Consider the following 18,840-nt stretch of genomic DNA (forward strand, 5'->3'; position numbering starts at 1 on the left):
TCTTATGCGTCCGGCACCCCCGGATCGGGTCCGCGCCGGGCGCTGTGACAGGCCTGTGACAGTCGAGGGACAGCGCCATGAAACTGCCCCGGCAAGCTCGTTGACACAAGGAACGGACGGACTCCACCGACGGGGGGCGCGAGATGAACGCAACTCACAGCATCACCGCAAGCGCAGTTGTCACGCGTCTCCACGACGTCGGGCGGACCACCGAGAAGTCCGGCGCCGCATTGAACGGGCGGGGGTGCGTTCGCGGCGCTGGGCGTCAGCACCCGTCGTACATGACGGTGGTAGACGCACCCGCCTCAACGGGCGGGAGCAACGGGGGAAGCACGTACGGGGAGGCCACGGGGGAGCGGCAGGCCCCGGCGCGGGACGAGGACGCCGAAGCGGTGTTCACGGCCTACGTCAGGGAACGCCGCGCCTCCCTGTACGCCACCGCCTATCACCTGACCGGTGACCGGTTCGAGGCCGAGGATCTGCTGCAGAGCGCCCTCTTCTCCACGTACCGGGCGTGGGACCGGATCAGTGACAAGGCGGCGGTCGGCGGCTATCTGCGCCGCACCATGACCAATCTGCACATCAGCGCCTGGCGCAGGCGCAAGCTGAACGAATACCCGACCGAGGAGCTGCCGGAGACGGCGGGCGACACGGACGCGATGCGTGGTACGGAGCTGCGTGCCGTGCTCTGGCAGGCGCTGGCGCGGCTGCCGGAGCTCCAGCGCACGATGCTGGTCCTGCGCTACTACGAGGGCCGTACGGACCCGGAGATCGCGTCCATCCTCGACATCAGTGTCGGCACGGTGAAGTCCAGCATCTGGCGGTCGCTCCGCCGGCTGCGTGAGGACGAGGTCCTCAGCTTCGGCCGTGACGAGGAGGAGTCCTTCGGCGAGCTGGTGGCCTGAGGCGACGGGGGGACACGGGGGAAACGGGGTAACGGGGAACGGGGGAAACGGGGTCGCTGCTTCGGGGGAGGCGGCGGCGTACGGGGGAAGCTGTGGGGTCGGACGGGCCGGGGGGTCCTGTCCGGCCCCGCGGTGCGTTCCGGGGGCGCTGCCCCCGGACCCCCGCTCCTCAATCGCCGGAGGGGCTTGGCTGGCCCCGCTCCTCAATCGCCCGAGGGGCTCGAAACGGCGGGCGTGCGGCAGCGGCCCGCCGCCGCGGCGGCCAGGCGGCCCAGGGCTTCGGGCTTGTTGCAGGGGTGCGCGCCCAGTTCGGCCTGGCGCGCCACGATGCGCCGCTCGGAGCGCATCAGCCGCCAGCCCCGCCGCAGCAGGAACGGCACGGACTTGCGGCCCTCGCGCAGATCCCGCAGCAGCCGGCGGCGGAACGTCGTCGACGGACGGCCGCGCAGGCACAGGGCGTCCGCGAGCACCCCGAGCGACCGGCACCGCTCCACGATGTCGGCGGCGAAGATTCCCTCGGCCACGAAGAGCGGGGTGCGCTCGATGTGGAGCACCTCGTGCCCGGTCCGGGAGCTGGTGGCGATGTCGTACAGCGGCACATCGGTGCGGCCGGTGCGGCACAGCGCCGCGATCGCGGCGACCGCCGCGTCGGCGTCCCAGGACTGTGCGGAGTCCCAGTCGATGTCCGTACTGCCGGGGACGAGAGGCAGCGTGGGGTCGCCGGCCTCCTTGTAGAAGTCGTCCAGCCGCAGCACCGGAAGACCGGTGAGGGCGGCGAGGGAGGACTTGCCGGAGCCGGAGGGGCCCGCAAGGAGGACGACGCGGGTCGAATGCGCATGGGAACTCACAGGACATGAGTGTGAGGCATTGACCCGCACAGGGGACCCCCCGGAGGTCTTGTTGGTATCGAGCATCACACCTCAACTACGCTGTGCGCCCAGACGATTACTCGATCGATGGTTCGATCGGCCCGATCAGGTGGGAAATCCATGGCACGTCACGCACTTTCCAAGTCCCCGCGCCGCGCTCTGCTGCGGGCGGGGCTGACCGTCACCGCGGTGGGAGCCGCTCTCGGCGCGGGGGGTGCGGCGGCCCAGGCGGCGCCGCTGCCCGCCGCACCGGTGACCGGCAGCGACAGCGGCAGCAGCGGCCTGGGTGCGGCCACGGACGCCGCCGGCGGGGCGTTGACCGGGGCGCTCGGCCCCGCGCTCGACAACAGCATCGCGCCCGTCACGCATCTGCGGCTCGACCCGCTGGCCGGCACCGGCACGGACCCGCTGGACAACGCGGTGGGGACGCAGATCGCCGACTTCAAGCCGGTCTCCACGGCCCTGGTCACAGACCCGGTGACCAGCGGCGGCGCGCTGAAGGACCTGCCCGTGGTGGGGCAGGTCACGGGGCTGCTGCACAGCTGACCCTGAGGTGACCCGCGCCCCGGGGAGTCCGGGGCGCGGGCCACACTTGCGCGGGTCAGTACGAGGAGCCCGACACGCCCAGCGCCCCCGTCGGGTGCCAGACCGTCTTGATCTCCAGGAACGCGGTGAGCCGGTGCGTGCCGGGGTCGGCCGACCAGTCGGCGCCCGGCACGGGCGGGCGTGAGACGCGCTTCAGGTTGTCGGCCGCCGCGATCTCCAGCTCCTTGGCCAGCTCCGCGTCGGCGCCCGTGAGGTCGATGCCGTTCACGTCCTGGTGGGAGGCGAGCGGCGCGGCGATCTCCGCCGTCTTCCCGGACAGGATGTTGACGACTCCGCCCGGCAGGTCGGAGGTGGCCAGCACCTCGCCCAGCGACAGGGCGGGCAGCGGGGCGTCCGCGGAGGCGATGACGACCGCGGTGTTGCCCGCGGCGATCACCGGGGCCACCACGGAGACCAGGCCCAGGAACGACGACTCCTGCGGGGCCAGGACCGTGACCACACCGGTCGGCTCTGGCGTGGAGAGGTTGAAGAACGGTCCCGCGACCGGGTTCGCGCCGCCCGTGACCTGGGCGATCTTGTCGGTCCAGCCCGCGTACCAGACCCAGCGGTCCACCGCCGCGTCCACGACGGCCGCGGCCTTGGACTTCGAGAGCCCCTCGGCCTCCGCGACCTCCCGGACGAACTGCTCCCGGCGGCCCTCCAGCATCTCCGCGACGCGGTAGAGGACCTGGCCGCGGTTGTACGCGGTCGCGCCCGACCAGCCGCCGAACGCCTTGCGCGCGGCGACGACCGCGTCGCGGGCGTCCTTGCGGGACGACTGGGGCGCGTTGGCCAGCCACCTGCCCTTGGAGTCCGTCACCTCGTACACCCGGCCGCTCTCGGAGCGGGGGAACTTGCCCCCGACGTACAGCTTGTAGGTCTTGAAGACACTCAGTCGCCCGTCAGACATCGAGGTAGGCCTCCAGACCGTGACGGCCGCCCTCGCGGCCGAAGCCCGACTCCTTGTAGCCGCCGAACGGCGAGGTCGGGTCGAACTTGTTGAACGTGTTGGCCCAGACGACGCCCGCCCGGAGCTTGTTCGCCACCGCGAGGATGCGGGAGCCCTTCTCCGTCCAGATGCCGGCCGAGAGGCCGTACTGGCTGTTGTTGGCCTTGGCGACCGCCTCGTCCGGCGTACGGAAGGACAGCACGGACAGCACCGGGCCGAAGATCTCGTCGCGCGCGACGGTGTGCGCCTGGGTGACGTTGGTGAACAGCGTCGGCGCGAACCAGTATCCCGAGGAGGGGAGTTCGCAGGGGGCGGACCAGCGCTCGGCGCCCTCGGCCTCGCCGGTCTCGACGAGCGCGGTGATCCGGGCGAGCTGCTCCGCGGAGTTGATCGCACCGATGTCGGTGTTCTTGTCCAGCGGGTCGCCCAGGCGCAGCGTGGTCAGCCGGCGCTTGAGGGCGTCCAGCACCTCGTCCTGGACCGACTCCTGGACGAGGAGCCGCGAGCCCGCGCAGCAGACCTGGCCCTGGTTGAAGAAGATGCCGGTGACGATGCCCTCGACGGCCTGGTCGATCGGCGCGTCGTCGAAGACGATGTTGGCGCCCTTGCCGCCCAGCTCCAGGGTGGCCCTCTTGTCGGTACCGGCGAGGCTGCGGGCGATGGCCTTGCCGACGGCGGTCGAGCCGGTGAAGGCGACCTTGTTCACGTCGGGGTGCTCGACGAGGGCCTGACCGGCGTCCCCGTACCCCGTGAGGATGTTGACGACGCCCTTGGGCAGCCCGGCCTGGCGGCAGATGTCCGCGAAGAACAACGCGGACAGCGGGGTCGTCTCCGCGGGCTTCAGCACCACCGTGTTGCCGGTGGCGAGCGCCGGGGCGATCTTCCACGCGAGCATCAGGAGCGGGAAGTTCCACGGGATGATCTGGCCGGCGACGCCGAGCGGGCGCGGGTTGGCGCCGTAGCCCGCGTGGTCCAGCTTGTCGGCCCAGCCCGCGTAGTAGAAGAAGTGCGCGGCGACCAGCGGGAGGTCCGCGTCGCGGGTCTCCTTGATCGGCTTGCCGTTGTCCAGGGTCTCCAGGACGGCCAGCTCGCGGCTGCGCTCCTGGATGATCCGGGCGATCCGGAACAGGTACTTCGCGCGCTCGGAGCCGGGCAGCGCCGACCACTTCTCGAACGCCCTGCGGGCCGCCCGCACGGCCCGGTCCACGTCCTCCGTGCCCGCGCGGGCGACCTCGGAGAGGACCTCCTCGCTGCTCGGCGAGACGGTCTTGAAGACCTTGCCGTCGGCGGCGTCGGTGAACTCACCGTCGATGAACAGCCCGTACGAGGGTGCGATGTCGACGACGGAGCGCGACTCGGGGGCGGGTGCGTACTCGAATGCGGATGCCATGGGGTATCAGTCCACCGTCACGTAATCGGGGCCGGAGTAACGGCCGGTGCTGAGCTTCTGGCGCTGCATCAGCAGGTCGTTCAGCAGGCTGGAGGCGCCGAAGCGGAACCAGTGGTTGTCCAGCCAGTCCTCGCCCGCCGTCTCGTTCACCAGGACCAGGAACTTGACCGCGTCCTTGGAGGTGCGGATGCCACCCGCCGGCTTCACGCCGATCTGGACGCCGGTCTGCGCCCGGAAGTCGCGCACCGCCTCCAGCATCAGCAGGGTGTTCGCGGGGGTGGCGTTGACCCCGACCTTGCCGGTCGACGTCTTGATGAAGTCCGCGCCGGCCAGCATCCCGAGCCAGGAGGCCCGCCGGATGTTGTCGTACGTGGACAGCTCGCCGGTCTCGAAGATCACCTTCAGCCGGGCCGAGCCGCACTCGGCCTTCACGGCGAGGATCTCCTCGTACACCTTCAGGTACCGGCCGGAGAGGAAGGCACCCCGGTCGATCACCATGTCGATCTCGTCGGCCCCGGCGGCCACGGCGTCACGGACGTCCGCGAGCTTCACGTCGAGCGCGGCCCGGCCGGCCGGGAAGGCCGTCGCGACGGACGCCACCTTCACGCCGGAACCGGCCAGGGCGGCGACGGCGGTCGCGGCCATGTCCGGATAGACGCAGACGGCGGCGGTGCGCGGCGCGGTGCGGTCGGTGGGATCGGGATGGACGGCCTTGGCGGCGAGCGCCCGGACCTTGCCCGGGGTGTCCGCGCCTTCCAGCGTCGTCAGGTCGATCATCGAAATGGCGAGGTCGATGGCGTACGCCTTGGCCGTCGTCTTGATCGAACGGGTTCCGAGTGAGGCGGCGCGCGCTTCGAGGCCGACGGCGTCGACGCCGGGCAGCCCGTGCAGGAAGCGGCGCAGCGCACTGTCGGACGCCGTCGCGTCGGCGAATGCTGGAGCAGTGGTGGGCATGGTCACCAGATGAGCATATCTACGCGCGTAGCGGCCTGTACAGGGGCCCATGCCGTTCGTGTATCGCCGGGCCCCGCGACCCAGGCCGCCCGGCGGCCGGGAAGCCGCCCCCGCATCGCTTGCGCCCGTCAGAAGCTGTGGTCCACCCCCCGCTGGATCAGCTCGGAACGTCTGGTGCGGTCGATCGCAAGGCGCCGGAGTGTCCTCATAGCGGAGCTATTAGGGCGTTTCGGCAACGCCGCGAGCGGCCGTGCCGGGCGTTCCGAGCCCAGCGGGGGGTGGACCACAGCTTCTGAGGCAGAATCGGGCTCATGACGAGCCCCACGCCACCCGCAGAGCCCACCTACGCCGACCGGACCTTCCGGTCGCCCGCCGGGCTGGTCGGGGGCGCCCTGCTGCTCCTGCTCATCCTCTGGATCGGCGTGGACGCCGCGATCCGGGGCGAGGGCCGGGTGCCGTGGCTGGCGCTGGCCGGGCTGCTCACCGTGGTCCCCCTGGTGATCGCCTTCACCCTGCGCCCCGTGGTGTTCGCCAACGACCGGCGCATCCGGATCCGCAACCCGTTCCGCACGATCACGCTGCCCTGGACCGACGTCGCGAACGTGCGGGCGAGCTACTCCAGCGAACTGTTCACGCAGGAGGGCACCAAGTACCAGCTCTGGGCCGTCCCCGTCTCGCTGCGGCAACGCAAGAAGGCCGCCCGCCGCCAGACCCGCCAGGCGACGGACGACCCGTACGGCCGGACCTCTGTGACCGCCGACGTCCAGGCCACCAGGGCGCTGACCGCGGGCGCCGACCAGACCGTGGTGGACCTGCGGGAGCTGGCCGAACAGGCGGGCGACAAGCCCGTCGCCGGCGACGTCACCGCATCGGTGCGCTGGGCGTACGAGGTCATCGCCCCGGCGGCCGTGGGCGCGATCCTGCTGGTGATCCTGGGCGCGACGGGCTGAGACCCCTGCTGGCCGGCTGCCCCGCCCCTCACGGTCGGCGTCGGCCCAGCCGCTCACAGCCAGCCGCTGCGCTGCGCCTGGAGGGCCAGCTGGAAGCGGTTCGCGGCGCCGAGGCGGGCCATCAGGATCTGGAGGCGGCGGAAGAGGGTGCGGCGGCTGATGCCCAGTTCGCGGGTGATGGCCTCGTCGCTCGCGCCGCCCGCCAGGAGCCACAGCAGGCGGCGGTCGGCGGGGGGCAGGCCGCCGGGACGGGTGGTGCGGCCGTGGAAGGGCAGGGCGTTCTGCCAGGACTGTTCGAACAGCGCGATGAGCGCCGACAGCAGTCCGCACGGCTGCACGACGAGCATGGTGTTGTGCACGTCGGCCTCCTTGATCGACAGCGACACCAGCGCGTACGCGTCGTCGATGATCACCAGCTTGACCGGCACGGACGGCAGCACCCGGGCCTGCTCGCCGGCGTTGACGCACGGTTCGATGACGTCCTTCAGATGGCCCGGGTGCTCCAGCGACTCCCGCGAGTACACGACGCGCTGCGTCACCCCGCGCGCCAGGGTGGCCAGCGCGTCGTCCGTGGCGCCCGGCAGCGGGAAGTACGGCGGTGACTCGAACTGCCGGATCTGCTCGCGGGCGCTCGCCCAGGCCCGGCGGATCCTGGGGCCGACGGCGTCGCCGGTGACGACCTCGACGAGGTGGTCGTTGTACGCCGCCAGCCGCTGCCGCCGGAACGAGTCGAACGCGCCCCCGACCGCGATGCGCGACGCCTCGACCTCGCTCGCCCGGTGCCGGGCCAGGATCTCCAGGCCCGCGGCCGGCGGCACCGGGGCCACCACGTCCTCGCCGTCCCCCGCGGCGCTGGCCAGACCGGCGTCGACGAGCGCGCCGTACGCAGCGTCGAGCTCCGGCCCCGCCAGGCCGGCCGCCGCGCCGATGGCGGGCAGCGGCGCGGGGGCCAGATCGAGCAGCGCCAGATAGACGTCGGCCGCAGGGTGGCCGAGCCCCAGGAGCCGCAGCGCCGCACGGAGTCTCTCGTTCGTCATGCCCTCATTGTCCAACAGACGCGTCCCGGTATGGCCGATCTGTGCCACTGGCACTCCTTCGCCCCGCGCGCGCACCGTGCGGGATAGCGTCCGGGTGCCGCCGACCGGCGGCAGCGAGGGCGTCCCGCACGCCCCTCGCCGCCGAGGAACCCACCAGAAGAAGGTGTACGACGTGGCGAAAGGCCGGAAGAACCGTCTCTACGCAGGTATCTCAGAGGAACTGTCCGCTCTGATGCGGACCGGCTGGGCGGACACCGAGCGGCACGACCTCCAGCCCGACGAGCAGGCCCCGTACGCGGCCGGCCGCCGCGCCGCGCTCTCCGCGCGCTTCCCGGGCGAACGCCTGGTGATCCCGTCGGGCAACCTCAAGGTCCGGTCGAACGACGACGGCTACGCGTTCCGGCCCTACACCGGCTACGTGCACATGACCGGCGACCGGGCCCGCGACGGCGCCCTCGTCCTCGAACCCCGCGCGGACGGCGGCCACGACGCCTACTGCTTCCAGCTGCCCCGCGACAGCCGGGACAACGACGAGTTCTGGACCGGTCCCACGGCCGAGCTGTGGATGGGCCGGCGCCGCTCGCTCGCGGAGTCGGAGCAGGTCCTCGGCCTGCCCTGCCGCGACGTCCGCACCGCGGCCGACACACTCGCCGCAGGCTCCGGCGCGCCGACCCGGATCGTCCGCGGTGTCGACCCGTCCCTGGAGGACGCCGTCACCACCGACGAGGAGCGCGACGACGAACTCGAGGAGGCCCTCAGCGACCTCCGCCTCGTCAAGGACGACTGGGAGATCAACGAGCTCCGCAAGGCCGTCGACTCCACCGTGCGCGGATTCACCGACGTGATCGGTGAGCTCTCCCGCGCGGTCGCCTCGTCCGAGCGCTGGATCGAGGGCACCTTCTTCCGCCGCGCCCGCCTGGAGGGCAACGCCGTCGGCTACGGCTCGATCTGCGCGGCGGGCGAGCACGCCACGATCATGCACTGGACGGACAACGACGGCCCGGTACGCCCCGGCGACCTGCTCCTGCTCGACGCCGGCGTGGAGACCCGCACCCTCTACACCGCCGACGTCACCCGCACCCTCCCGATCAACGGCACCTTCACGCCGCTCCAGCGCAAGGTGTACGACGCGGTGTACGAGGCCCAGGAGGCGGGCATGGCGGCGGTGAAGCCGGGCGCCGCCTACCGCGACTTCCACGAGGCGTCCCAGCGCCACCTCGCGGAACGGCTGGTCGAGTGGGGCTTCATCGAGGGCCCGGCCGAGCGCGCGTACGAACTCGGCCTCCAGCGCCGCTTCACCATGGCGGGCACCGGCCACATGCTCGGCCTGGACGTCCACGACTGCGCCCATGCCCGCAACGAGGCGTACGTGGACGCCGCGCTGGAACCCGGCATGGTGCTCACCGTCGAGCCCGGCCTGTACTTCCAGCCGGACGACCTCACCGTGCCTGAGGAGTGGCGCGGCATCGGCGTCCGGATCGAGGACGACCTGGTCGTCACGGAGGACGGCCACGAGAACCTGTCTGCGGGCCTGCCCCGCTCCGCCGAAGAGGTCGAGGCGTGGATGGCGCGGTTCGCCGGCTGAGCGCGCCGGGGAGGACAGGGAGGGGCGGGAAGCGTTCGGCTTCCCGCCCCTCCCGGATTCCCGCCCGCTCTCAGATCCCCGCCGCGGCCGCCAGGTCCCGCTTGATGCCGTCGAGCAGTTCCGTACCGCGTGCGCGGGCCGCGGGCAGTCCGTCGGCCGAGGCGACCGGCACCACGACCTCCAGGTAGCACTTGAGCTTGGGCTCGGTGCCGCTCGGGCGGACGATGACCCGGGCGCCCTCCAGCCGGTAGCGGAGTCCGTCGGTGGGCGGCAGCAGTTCGGTGCCGTGCGAGAGGTCCTCGGCCGAGGTGACGGCGAGTCCGGCGAGCGCGGCCGGGGGCTGCTCGCGCAGGCGGCGCATGGCGTCCGCGATGAGGGAGAGGTCCTCGACCCGGACCGACAGCTGGTCCGTGGCGTGCAGTCCGTGCTCGACCGCGAGGTCGTCCAGCAGGTCGGAGAGGGTGCGGCCCTGCTCCTTGAGTACGGAGGCGAGTTCCGCGACGAGCAGCGCGGCGGTGATGCCGTCCTTGTCGCGGACCCCGTCCGGGTCGACGCAGTAGCCGAGCGCCTCCTCGTAGCCGTAGCGCAGACCGTCCACCCGGGCGATCCACTTGAAGCCGGTCAGCGTCTCCTCGTAGCCGAGGCCCGCCTTCTCGGCGATCCGGCCGAGGAGGGACGACGACACGATCGACTCCGCGAAGACGCCGGTGACCCCTCGGCGGACGAGATGGGCGGCGAGCAGCGCGCCGACCTCGTCGCCGCGCAGCATCCGCCAGCCGCCGTCGGCCGCCGGGTCCGGGACGGCGACGGCGCAGCGGTCGGCGTCCGGGTCGTTGGCGATGACGAGGTCGGGGTCCGAGCGGCGTGCGGTGGCGAAGGCGAGATCCATCGCGCCGGGCTCTTCCGGGTTGGGGAAGGCGACGGTGGGGAACGCGGGGTCCGGCTCGGCCTGTTCGGGGACGAGGACCGGGGCCGGGAAGCCCGCCCGGTCGAAGGCCGCGGTGAGGACCGAGGTGCCGACGCCGTGCATGGCGGTGTAGACGACGCGGGCCGTGCGCGGCGAACCGTCGGCCAGTACGGCGTCCGTACGGGCCAGATAGGCGTCCAGCACCTCCTCGCCGAGGGTCTGCCAGCCGTCGTCGGGGCGCGGCACGGTGTCCAGCGGGCCGACCGCGGCGATCGCGGCGGCGATCTCACCGTCCGCCGGGGGGACGATCTGCGAGCCGTCGCCCAGGTAGACCTTGTAGCCGTTGTCGCGCGGCGGGTTGTGGCTCGCGGTCACCTCGACGCCCGCGACGGCGCCCAGGTGCCTTATGGCGTAGGCGAGTACGGGGGTGGGGAGCGGGCGGGGAAGGACCGCCGCCCGCAGTCCGGCACCGGTCATCACGGCGGCGGTGTCGCGCGCGAAGTCGGTGGACTTGTAGCGGGCGTCGTACCCGATGACGACGAGGCCGCCGGCCTGCCCCTGGTCCTTCAGGTACGCGGCGAGCCCGGCGGCGGCGCGGATGACGACGGCGCGGTTCATCCGCATCGGACCGGCCCCCAGCTCACCGCGCAGGCCCGCGGTGCCGAACTGGAGGGTGCCGGCGAACCGTGCGCCGAGCTCGGCCAGGTCCTCCGCCTCGATGAGCTTGGCCAGCTCCTCGCGGGTGTCGGGGTCGGGGTCCTCGGCGAGCCAGGTCCTGGCCCGCGCGATGAGGTCCTGCGTCGTCACGGTCGTCCGCCTTCCTTGTGTCTGGACTGTCGCTGCCTCCGCCGGATATTCACGCCCGGCCGGCACATTGGGCCGGGCCGGGCAAATCAAGCCTCTCCGGCGATTGAGGAGCGGGGGTACGGGGGCAGCGCCCCCGAAACGGCCCGAGCCGGGTCAGATGCGGTCCAGCAGGCGCGCCAGCAGCGAGCCCATCCGGGTCGCGGAGTCACGGCCCGCCTGGAGCACCTCTTCGTGGTTCAGCGGCTCCCCGCTCAGCCCGGCGGCCAGGTTCGTCACCAGCGAGATACCCAGGACCTCGGCCCCGGCCTCCCGGGCCGCGATCGCCTCCAGCACGGTGGACATGCCGACCAGGTCGCCGCCCATCACACGGACCATGTTGATCTCGGCGGGCGTCTCGTAGTGCGGGCCGGGGAACTGCACGTACACGCCCTCTTCGAGGGTCTCGTCGACCTCCTTGCACAGCGCCCGCAGCCGCGGCGAGTACAGGTCGGTCAGGTCGACGAAGTTGGCGCCGATGATCGGCGACGCCGCCGTGAGGTTGATGTGGTCGCTGATCAGGACCGGCTGCCCGGGGCGCATGCCCTCGCGCAGCCCGCCGCAGCCGTTCGTCAGCACGACGGTCTTGCAGCCCGCCGCGACCGCGGTACGCACCCCGTGCGCCACGGCGGCGACGCCGCGGCCCTCGTAGAAGTGCGTGCGGCCCAGGAAGACCAGGGCGCGCTTCTCACCGATCAGGTACGAGCGGATCGTGCCGCCGTGGCCCTCGACGGCGGGGGCCGGGAATCCCGGCAGGGCGGTCACCGGGAACTCGGCCTCCGGGGTGCCGAGCGCATCGCCCGCGGGTGCCCAGCCGGAGCCCATCACGAGTGCGACGTCGTGGGTCTCGGCACCGGTCAGCTCGCGCAGGCGGGCGGCGGCGTCGTCGGCGGCGGCGCGCGGGTCGCCCTGGATGTGGTCCGGAATAACTGATGCGTTCACGCGGATGAGCGTAACCGCTGATTCCCTACGCGCGTAGATGTTCCCGTACAGAGACTCGGTCCGTCCCTTCGTGCTTTCGCACAGAACGGCCGGTCGGAAGGGGTCAGCAGGGGCGCTTGCGGAGTTCCATCACATAGTCGTGCGGGGCGCCCGCCGAGTCGGCGGCGTCCGCGATCTCGCCGAGGTAGCGGGCGGAGGGCAGCCCGCCCTCGTAGCCGTTCAGCACGTACATCCAGGCCGGCTCCTCGCCGTCCAGGGTGTGCACCCGGACCCGCATCCGCCGGTAGATGTCGAGGCCGACGCCCTCCCAGCGGTCCATGGAGTCCTCGTCCATGGGAGCCAGGTCGTACAGGGCGACGAAGACCTGCGAGCGCGGCGCCTCGACCACCGTGGCCAGCGCGCCCTCCCAGCCCATCTGCTCCCCGCCGAACGTCAGCCGCCAGCCGTTCAGCCAGCCGGTTCCGCGCAGCGGCGAGTGCGGTGCGCGGCGCGTCATCAGCCGCGCGTCGAGGTTGCCGGCGTATGCGGCGTAGAGCGACATGGGGTCGAGGGTACGGGAGGTGGCCCCGGTGAGGTCGATTCCGGTGAGGAAGACGCCCGCTCGGGGGGTCCGCCTTCCGTGGTCCGGCCGCCGCCCCGGGGGCCCGGTGCACGTATGGAGGGCCCCGGGGCGAAGCACCTTGGCGCGTGCGGGACAATGAAGTACGTACTGCATTCCCCCGGGGCGACCCCCCGGACCCCGGCCGGGACAGCAGACGGCCGAGGGACGAGAAACGCGAGGCGGACTTTTCGTGACCCGGATCGTGATCATCGGCGGCGGACCCGGCGGGTACGAGGCGGCATTGGTGGGCGCCCAGCTCGGCGCGGAGGTGACCGTCGTCGACTGCGACGGCCTCGGCGGCGCGTCCGTGCTCACCGACTGCGTGCCCTCGAAGACCCTGATCGCGACGGCAGAGGTGATGACCACCTTCGACTCCTCGTACGAGGAGCTCGGCATCATCGTCGCGGACGACACGCCGCACATAGAACAGGCCGCGCGCGTGGTCGGCGTCGACCTCGGCAAGGTCAACCGACGGGTGAAGCGCCTCGCGCTCGCCCAGTCCCACGACATCACCGCCTCCGTCACCCGTGCGGGGGCCAGGGTGATGCGCGGACGCGGCCGGCTGGAGGGACTCCAGGCCGCCGACGGCTCCCGCAGCGTCGTCGTGACCGCGGCCGACGGCACAGAGGAGACGCTCACCGCCGACGCCGTGCTGATCGCGACCGGCGGTCACCCCCGGGAGATCCCGGACGCGCTCCCCGACGGCGAGCGGATCCTGAACTGGACCCAGGTCTACGACCTCGACGAGCTCCCCGAGGAACTCATCGTCGTCGGCTCGGGTGTCACGGGCGCGGAGTTCGCCGGTGCCTACCAGGCCCTCGGCTCGCGCGTCACGCTCGTCTCGTCCCGGGACCGGGTGCTGCCGGGCGAGGACCCGGACGCGGCCGCCGTCCTGGAGGACGTGTTCCGGCGCCGGGGCATGAACGTGATGGCCCGCTCCCGTGCGCAGTCCGCCAAGCGCGTCGGCGACCGGGTCGAGGTCACCCTGGCCGACGGCCGGGTCATCTCCGGCTCGCACTGCCTGATGGCGGTCGGCGCGATCCCGAACAGCGCGGGCATGGGCCTGGAGGAGGCCGGGGTCCGGCTCAAGGACTCGGGCCACATCTGGACCGACAAGGTCTCCCGCACCAGCGCACCGGGCGTCTACGCGGCCGGTGACGTCACCGGGATCTTCGCGCTCGCCTCGGTGGCCGCGATGCAGGGCCGGATCGCGATGTACCACTTCCTCGGGGACGCGGTCACACCGCTGAACCTGAAGACGGTCTCCTCGAACGTCTTCACCGACCCGGAGATCGCCACGGTCGGCTACAGCCAGTCCGACGTCGACTCGGGCAAGATCGACGCCCGGGTCGTCAAACTGCCGCTGCTGCGCAACCCGCGCGCCAAGATGCAGGGCATCCGGGACGGCTTCGTCAAAATACTCTGCCGCCCCGGCACCGGCATCGTGGTCGGCGGCTGTGTCGTCGCACCTCGGGCGAGCGAACTGATCCACCCCATCTCGATCGCCGTCGACAACAATCTGACGGTGGAACAGATCGCAAACGCCTTCACTGTGTATCCGTCCCTGTCGGGATCGATCGCGGAAGTGGCCCGCCAGTTGCACACCCGTAAGCAGGCGGACGAGGGGTAGGGGCTCCGCCGGACCCCCCGGCGGGCCCGGCATTCCACGGCAACTCCCGTCAACTCGGGCGTTCCCGTGACCACTCGCGATCAGTAGGGAACAACAACAGGGCCGCCTATACCACTTGGCGGCCCTTTGTGTGTACAACTTCTGCAATTCAGCGCAAACTGCTGAGAACTCTCCGGTGATCGCGTTACTGTCAGTTTCGTGTTCGCTGCAGAACGTCGTCAATTGATCCTCGAAATGGTGCGCGCCAACGGGGCGGTATCGCTCCGTGAGCTCGCCCGCGTCGTCCAGACCTCCGAAGTGACCGTACGGCGGGACGTGCGGGCACTGGAGGCAGAAGGACTCCTCGACCGCCGGCACGGCGGTGCGGTCTTGCCGGGCGGTTTTACGCGGGAGTCCGGCTTTCCGCAGAAATCCCATCTCGCCACCGCGGAGAAGACCGCCATCGCCGACCTGGCCGCCGGTCTCGTCGAAGAGGGCGAGGCCATCGTGGTCGGCGCCGGTACGACCACGCAGGAGCTGGCCCGTCGGCTCGCGCGGGTCCCCGGTCTGACCGTGGTCACCAACTCACTGCTGGTCGCCCAGGCGCTCGCCCATGCCAACCGGGTGGAGGTGGTGATGACCGGCGGCACCCTGCGCGGTTCCAACTACGCCCTGGTGGGCAGCGGGGCCGAGCAGTCGCTCCAGGGGCTGCGGGTCTCGCGGGCGTTCCTCTCCGGGAGCGGCCTCACCGCCGAGCGCGGGCTCTCCACGTCCAACATGCTCTCCGCGAGCGTGGACCGGGCGCTGGTCCAGGCGGCCGGGGAGGTGGTGGTCCTGGCCGACCACACCAAGCTCGGCTCCGACACCATGTTCCAGACGGTGCCGACCGACCTCATCACCCGGCTCGTGACGGACGAACCGGCCGCGCACGACGACCGTGCCGCGGCGGAGCTGCAGGCCCTGGCCGACCAGGGGGTGCAGATCGCGGTGGCGGGTCCGGGGGGTGCTCCGGCCCCGGCGTCGGCCGAACCGGGGGCGTCCGGGCGGGGCAACCGCCGGGACATGCCGCTTCCGGGGCAGCGGCGTACGCATGCGCAGCCGGTGCGGGGGGCGGCGCTGGGGGACCAGGGCCCGGTGGACCGGGCGAGAGTGGCGGACCTGCGGCGCCGCTGACCCGGGGGCGCTGCCCCCGGACCCCCGCTCCTCAATCGCCGGAGGGGCTTGAATGGCCCCCGGGGAGGCTTGAATGGTCTCCCGAGGGGCTGGATTCGCTCTCCGAGAGGGGGGTGTCGCCCCCGGAAGGGCCTGAGCAACTCAGCCCCCGCACCGTCAGCGTCAGCAGCCGGTCCGCCAGTTCCGGATCGTCCGGTGACTGCTCGGCGGCCAGCGCGATCGCGTTCGTGAGCTGCATCAGGTCGTCGATGGACACCTCCGCGCGCACCGCCCCGCCCGCCTGGGCCCGTGCCAGCAGTACCGAACCCGCCTCGCGCATCGGCACATTGCACCGGGACAGCGCCGAAGTCTCGTCCCGGCACGTCGACATGAGGGCCTGGGCCAGCCCGCGATACTCACCCGCATGAGTGATGATCGTGCCCAGCCACTCCACCAGCGCCTCGCACGGCCGCTCCGCCCCGGCCAGCTCGCGGGAGCGGGCGATCAGGTCGGCCACCGCCTCCTGGAAGACGGCGCTCATCAGTGCGTGCCGGGTCGGGAAGTGCCGGTACAGCGTGCCGATCCCCAGCCCCGCGGACCGCGCGACATCCTCCAGGGACGCCGTCGTGCCGTGCTCCGCGAAGGCGGTACGGGCCTCGGTCAGCAGCCGGTCGTAATTGCGGCGCGCGTCGGCGCGCATGGGCCGGGCCGGTGTCCCTGCTGTGCTCGTCGCCATCGCGCAGTCCTCCCTGATTCCGCCGCGGGGGTCCAGGATGCCATCGCCCGTACGGCCCAGTGGCCCGGGAGCCCGGCGGCTTCGGCCGCCAACGGGCGGCGCCCCCGTCACGTCGTACGACATGACAGGGGCGCCGGCGGAACGCGAGGAGCGGGGATCAGTCCTTGATCTCGCAGATCATGGCGCCGGACGAGAGGGAGGTGCCGACCTCCGCGGTCAGGCCCTTGACCGTGCCGGAGCGGTGCGCGTTGAGCGGCTGCTCCATCTTCATCGCCTCCAGGACGACGATCAGGTCGCCCTCCTTGACCTCCTGGCCCTCCTCCACGGCGATCTTCACGATCGTGCCCTGCATCGGGGACGCGAGGGTGTCGCCGGAGGCCGCGGAGCCGGACTTCTTGGCCGCACGGCGCTTGGGCTTGGCGCCGGCCGCGAGTCCGGTGCGGGCCAGGCTCATGCCGAGCGAGGACGGCAGGGAGACTTCGAGGCGCTTGCCGCCGACCTCGACGACGACCGTCTCGCGGCCGGTTTCCTCGTCGGTGTCGGCGTCGGTGGGGGCGGCGAAGGCCGGGATCTCGTTGACGAACTCCGTCTCGATCCAGCGGGTGTGGATGGTGAACGGGTCCGCGGTGAACGCCGGGTCGGTCACGACCGCGCGGTGGAAGGGGATCGCGGTGGCCATGCCCTCCACGGTGAACTCGCCCAGCGCGCGGGCCGCCCGCTGCAGCGCCTGCTCACGGGTGGCGCCCGTCACGATCAGCTTCGCCAGGAGCGAGTCCCAGGCGGGGCCGATCACGCTGCCGGACTCGACGCCCGCGTCGAGACGGACACCCGGGCCGGACGGCGGGGCGAACAGGGTCACGGTGCCGGGGGCCGGCAGGAAGCCACGGCCCGGGTCCTCGCCGTTGATCCGGAACTCGAAGGAGTGCCCGCGCATCTCGGGGTCCCCGTAACCGAGCTCCTCACCGTCGGCGATGCGGAACATCTCCCGTACGAGGTCGAGGCCGGTGACCTCCTCGGTGACCGGGTGCTCGACCTGCAGACGGGTGTTGACCTCCAGGAAGGAGATCGTGCCGTCCGCGCCGACCAGGAACTCGACCGTGCCCGCGCCGACGTAGCCGGCCTCCTTCAGGATCGCCTTGGACGCCGCGTACAGCTGCGCGTTCTGCGCCTGGGACAGGAAGGGGGCCGGGGCCTCCTCCACGAGCTTCTGGTGGCGGCGCTGGAGCGAGCAGTCACGGGTGGACACGACCACGACATTGCCGTGGGTGTCGGCCAGGCACTGCGTCTCCACGTGCCGGGGCTTGTCCAGGTAGCGCTCCACGAAGCACTCCCCGCGCCCGAACGCGGCAACCGCCTCACGCACCGCGGAGTCGTACAGCTCCGGGATCTCCTCCAGCGTGCGGGCGACCTTCAGCCCGCGCCCGCCACCGCCGAACGCCGCCTTGATCGCGATCGGCAGCCCGTTCTCCTCGGCGAACGCCACGACCTCCGCAGAACCCGAGACCGGGTCCGGGGTGCCCGCGACGAGCGGGGCACCGGCACGCTGCGCGATATGGCGGGCGGCGACCTTGTCACCCAGGTCCCGGATCGCCTGCGGCGGCGGCCCGATCCACGTCAGCCCGGCATCCAGCACGGCCTGCGCGAACTCGGCGTTCTCCGAGAGGAACCCGTAACCCGGGTGGATCGCGTCCGCCCCGGAATCCGCGGCGGCCCGCAGGACCTTGGCCATGTCCAGATAACTGGCGGCCGGAGTGTCACCGCCCAGCGCGAATGCCTCATCGGCCGCACGCACATGCAACGCGTCGCGGTCCGGGTCCGCGTAGACGGCCACGCTCCCGATCCCCGCGTCCCGGCAAGCACGGGCAACACGGACAGCAATCTCGCCACGGTTGGCGATGAGCACCTTGCGCACGATGGCTCCCTCCTTGAAACAAGCTGAGTTTAGGGACTACCGACACGGCCCTACGACCCGTCCCCAATGGTGAGCTTGCCCACACGGAGTGTGATTCGAGGCCTGCTCAAGTCGCGAAATCCCTTGTGGAACCACGGTACGCCGGGAACCATAACCGCACAGTAGCCACGAGGTGTGGTCCAGGTCTCTGTCGGTACGGGCAGCGACGCCCGGTGTTTCTTTGTCTGATTCCTACTAACGGCCGCGCATTTCTTTGCCTGGCGCCCGGCCGCCGGTATGCGGTGGGCGCCCGCATTGCCATCGCCGGGGCCCCGAAGCGGTCGAAACCCTTGTCCCGGGCATTACCCGTTAGTAGGGTCCGCGCTATCGCACGTACTGCAGGTAACAGGGGGTGAGCGCCGTGGTGCGCAGGCCGGTGGCATTCATATCCGCGATCGTGCTGGTCGCGGAAGCCGTGGGTGTCGTGATCGTCAACGGTGTCATGGCGACGTTCGTCAAGAACCAGGACATGTCCCTGGCGGGGACGGATCCCGGCGTCATGGCCAACGGCGCCTGGGTGCTGGGCGGGATCGCCGGAGTGTTCCTGCTGCTGTGCGGTGCGCTGCTCCTGCTGACCGGCATCCGCGACCGGGCCCCCGGCCGGATCGCCAGGGTCGTCCTCATCGGCTGCGCCGTCATCCACGGGGTGCTGGGCGCGCTCGCGGTGGGGCTGATCGGCTGGACCGCGTTCGTGTCCATGATGGTGGTGCTCGGCCTGATCGTGCTGACGCTGGTGGCGTACGGCCCCGGCCGCGAGGAACCGGCCACCGGGGCGGACATCGAGAAGCCGGTGGCCCCGGCCTCCGTCTGACCGGACGGACGGGCTCCGCCGCCTGACCCGGACGGACGGGCTCCGCCGCCTGACCCGGACGGAC

General features: G+C 71.8%; 17 protein-coding genes. 7 read left to right on the top strand and 10 right to left on the bottom strand.

The features are described from left to right. Window positions 1–143: 143 nt before the first annotated feature. The gene (locus OG892_RS25495; RefSeq protein ID WP_078617560.1) at window positions 144–905 is read left to right on the top strand and encodes a SigE family RNA polymerase sigma factor; all 762 of its coding nucleotides are present in this window, start codon (window positions 144–146) and stop codon (window positions 903–905) included. Window positions 906–1,108: 203 nt separating this feature from the next. Here OG892_RS25495 and OG892_RS25500 read toward each other — a convergent pair whose 3' ends face one another. After that, window positions 1,109–1,819, bottom strand: a complete 711-nt coding sequence (locus OG892_RS25500) for a uridine kinase (RefSeq protein ID WP_073732492.1) — start codon at window positions 1,817–1,819, stop codon at window positions 1,109–1,111. 75 nt (window positions 1,820–1,894) lie between these two features. On the opposite strand from OG892_RS25500, the gene OG892_RS25505 reads away from it, so the two are divergent. Continuing rightward, window positions 1,895–2,320: a hypothetical protein gene (locus tag OG892_RS25505; protein WP_073732491.1), complete on the top strand. Its 426-nt coding sequence runs from the start codon at window positions 1,895–1,897 to the stop codon at window positions 2,318–2,320. A gap of 55 nt (window positions 2,321–2,375) precedes the next feature. On the opposite strand, the gene OG892_RS25510 is transcribed toward OG892_RS25505, so the two are convergent. Genes OG892_RS25510 through deoC form a run of 3 tightly spaced genes read right to left on the bottom strand, consistent with a single transcriptional unit; the run spans window position 2,376 to window position 5,652 of the window. Further along, window positions 2,376–3,269 carry an aldehyde dehydrogenase family protein gene (locus OG892_RS25510; RefSeq protein WP_073732490.1) on the bottom strand — a complete coding sequence of 298 codons (894 nt, stop codon included), beginning with the start codon at window positions 3,267–3,269 and terminating at the stop codon, window positions 2,376–2,378. Then, window positions 3,262–4,698, bottom strand: coding sequence for an aldehyde dehydrogenase family protein (locus OG892_RS25515; protein WP_328865650.1), 1,437 nt, complete (start codon window positions 4,696–4,698; stop codon window positions 3,262–3,264). The genes OG892_RS25510 and OG892_RS25515 overlap by 8 nt, the downstream gene beginning before the upstream one ends. Before the next feature lie 6 nt (window positions 4,699–4,704). Further along, window positions 4,705–5,652 carry a deoxyribose-phosphate aldolase gene (deoC, locus tag OG892_RS25520; protein ID WP_073733126.1) on the bottom strand — a complete coding sequence of 316 codons (948 nt, stop codon included), beginning with the start codon at window positions 5,650–5,652 and terminating at the stop codon, window positions 4,705–4,707. A 311-nt stretch (window positions 5,653–5,963) separates the two neighbouring features. Here deoC and OG892_RS25525 point away from each other — a divergent pair, with 311 nt between their 5' ends. Further along, a complete protein-coding gene (locus OG892_RS25525; RefSeq protein ID WP_073732488.1) occupies window positions 5,964–6,602 on the top strand; it encodes a PH domain-containing protein in 639 nt (212 codons plus the stop codon). A gap of 53 nt (window positions 6,603–6,655) precedes the next feature. Here the strand turns inward: OG892_RS25525 and OG892_RS25530 are convergent, their stop codons facing one another. After that, window positions 6,656–7,639, bottom strand: coding sequence for a transcriptional regulator (locus tag OG892_RS25530; RefSeq protein ID WP_073732487.1), 984 nt, complete (start codon window positions 7,637–7,639; stop codon window positions 6,656–6,658). A 172-nt stretch (window positions 7,640–7,811) separates the two neighbouring features. Between OG892_RS25530 and OG892_RS25535 the strand changes: the two genes are divergently transcribed. Then, the gene (locus OG892_RS25535; RefSeq protein WP_371631684.1) at window positions 7,812–9,224 is read left to right on the top strand and encodes an aminopeptidase P family protein; all 1,413 of its coding nucleotides are present in this window, start codon (window positions 7,812–7,814) and stop codon (window positions 9,222–9,224) included. Window positions 9,225–9,294: 70 nt separating this feature from the next. On the opposite strand, the gene OG892_RS25540 is transcribed toward OG892_RS25535, so the two are convergent. The 3 genes from OG892_RS25540 to OG892_RS25550 all read right to left on the bottom strand — a co-directional run bounded on the left by OG892_RS25540 (window position 9,295) and on the right by OG892_RS25550 (window position 12,457). Beyond that, window positions 9,295–10,938: a phospho-sugar mutase gene (locus OG892_RS25540; RefSeq protein ID WP_073732486.1), complete on the bottom strand. Its 1,644-nt coding sequence runs from the start codon at window positions 10,936–10,938 to the stop codon at window positions 9,295–9,297. Window positions 10,939–11,091: 153 nt separating this feature from the next. Next, on the bottom strand, window positions 11,092–11,916 hold the full coding sequence (locus OG892_RS25545) for a purine-nucleoside phosphorylase (protein WP_073732485.1): 825 nt from the start codon (window positions 11,914–11,916) through the stop codon (window positions 11,092–11,094). A 103-nt stretch (window positions 11,917–12,019) separates the two neighbouring features. Continuing rightward, window positions 12,020–12,457, bottom strand: coding sequence for a gamma-glutamylcyclotransferase (locus OG892_RS25550; protein ID WP_024490113.1), 438 nt, complete (start codon window positions 12,455–12,457; stop codon window positions 12,020–12,022). A gap of 250 nt (window positions 12,458–12,707) precedes the next feature. Here OG892_RS25550 and OG892_RS25555 point away from each other — a divergent pair, with 250 nt between their 5' ends. Then, window positions 12,708–14,147, top strand: a complete 1,440-nt coding sequence (locus tag OG892_RS25555) for an NAD(P)H-quinone dehydrogenase (protein WP_073732484.1) — start codon at window positions 12,708–12,710, stop codon at window positions 14,145–14,147. Window positions 14,148–14,345: 198 nt separating this feature from the next. Next, window positions 14,346–15,299: a DeoR/GlpR family DNA-binding transcription regulator gene (locus tag OG892_RS25560; protein WP_073732483.1), complete on the top strand. Its 954-nt coding sequence runs from the start codon at window positions 14,346–14,348 to the stop codon at window positions 15,297–15,299. A gap of 31 nt (window positions 15,300–15,330) precedes the next feature. Here the strand turns inward: OG892_RS25560 and OG892_RS25565 are convergent, their stop codons facing one another. Both OG892_RS25565 and OG892_RS25570 read right to left on the bottom strand, forming a co-directional pair. Then, window positions 15,331–16,014: a TetR/AcrR family transcriptional regulator gene (locus tag OG892_RS25565; RefSeq protein WP_328865647.1), complete on the bottom strand. Its 684-nt coding sequence runs from the start codon at window positions 16,012–16,014 to the stop codon at window positions 15,331–15,333. Between the two features lie 157 nt (window positions 16,015–16,171). Beyond that, window positions 16,172–17,926, bottom strand: a complete 1,755-nt coding sequence (locus tag OG892_RS25570; RefSeq protein ID WP_371630381.1) for a biotin carboxylase N-terminal domain-containing protein — start codon at window positions 17,924–17,926, stop codon at window positions 16,172–16,174. A 391-nt stretch (window positions 17,927–18,317) separates the two neighbouring features. Between OG892_RS25570 and OG892_RS25575 the strand changes: the two genes are divergently transcribed. Further along, complete coding sequence (locus OG892_RS25575; RefSeq protein WP_371630382.1) at window positions 18,318–18,776, top strand: hypothetical protein; 459 nt, start codon at window positions 18,318–18,320, stop codon at window positions 18,774–18,776. Window positions 18,777–18,840 lie beyond the last annotated feature (64 nt).

This window comes from Streptomyces sp. NBC_00341 (assembly GCF_041435055.1).
Classification (GTDB): domain Bacteria; phylum Actinomycetota; class Actinomycetes; order Streptomycetales; family Streptomycetaceae; genus Streptomyces.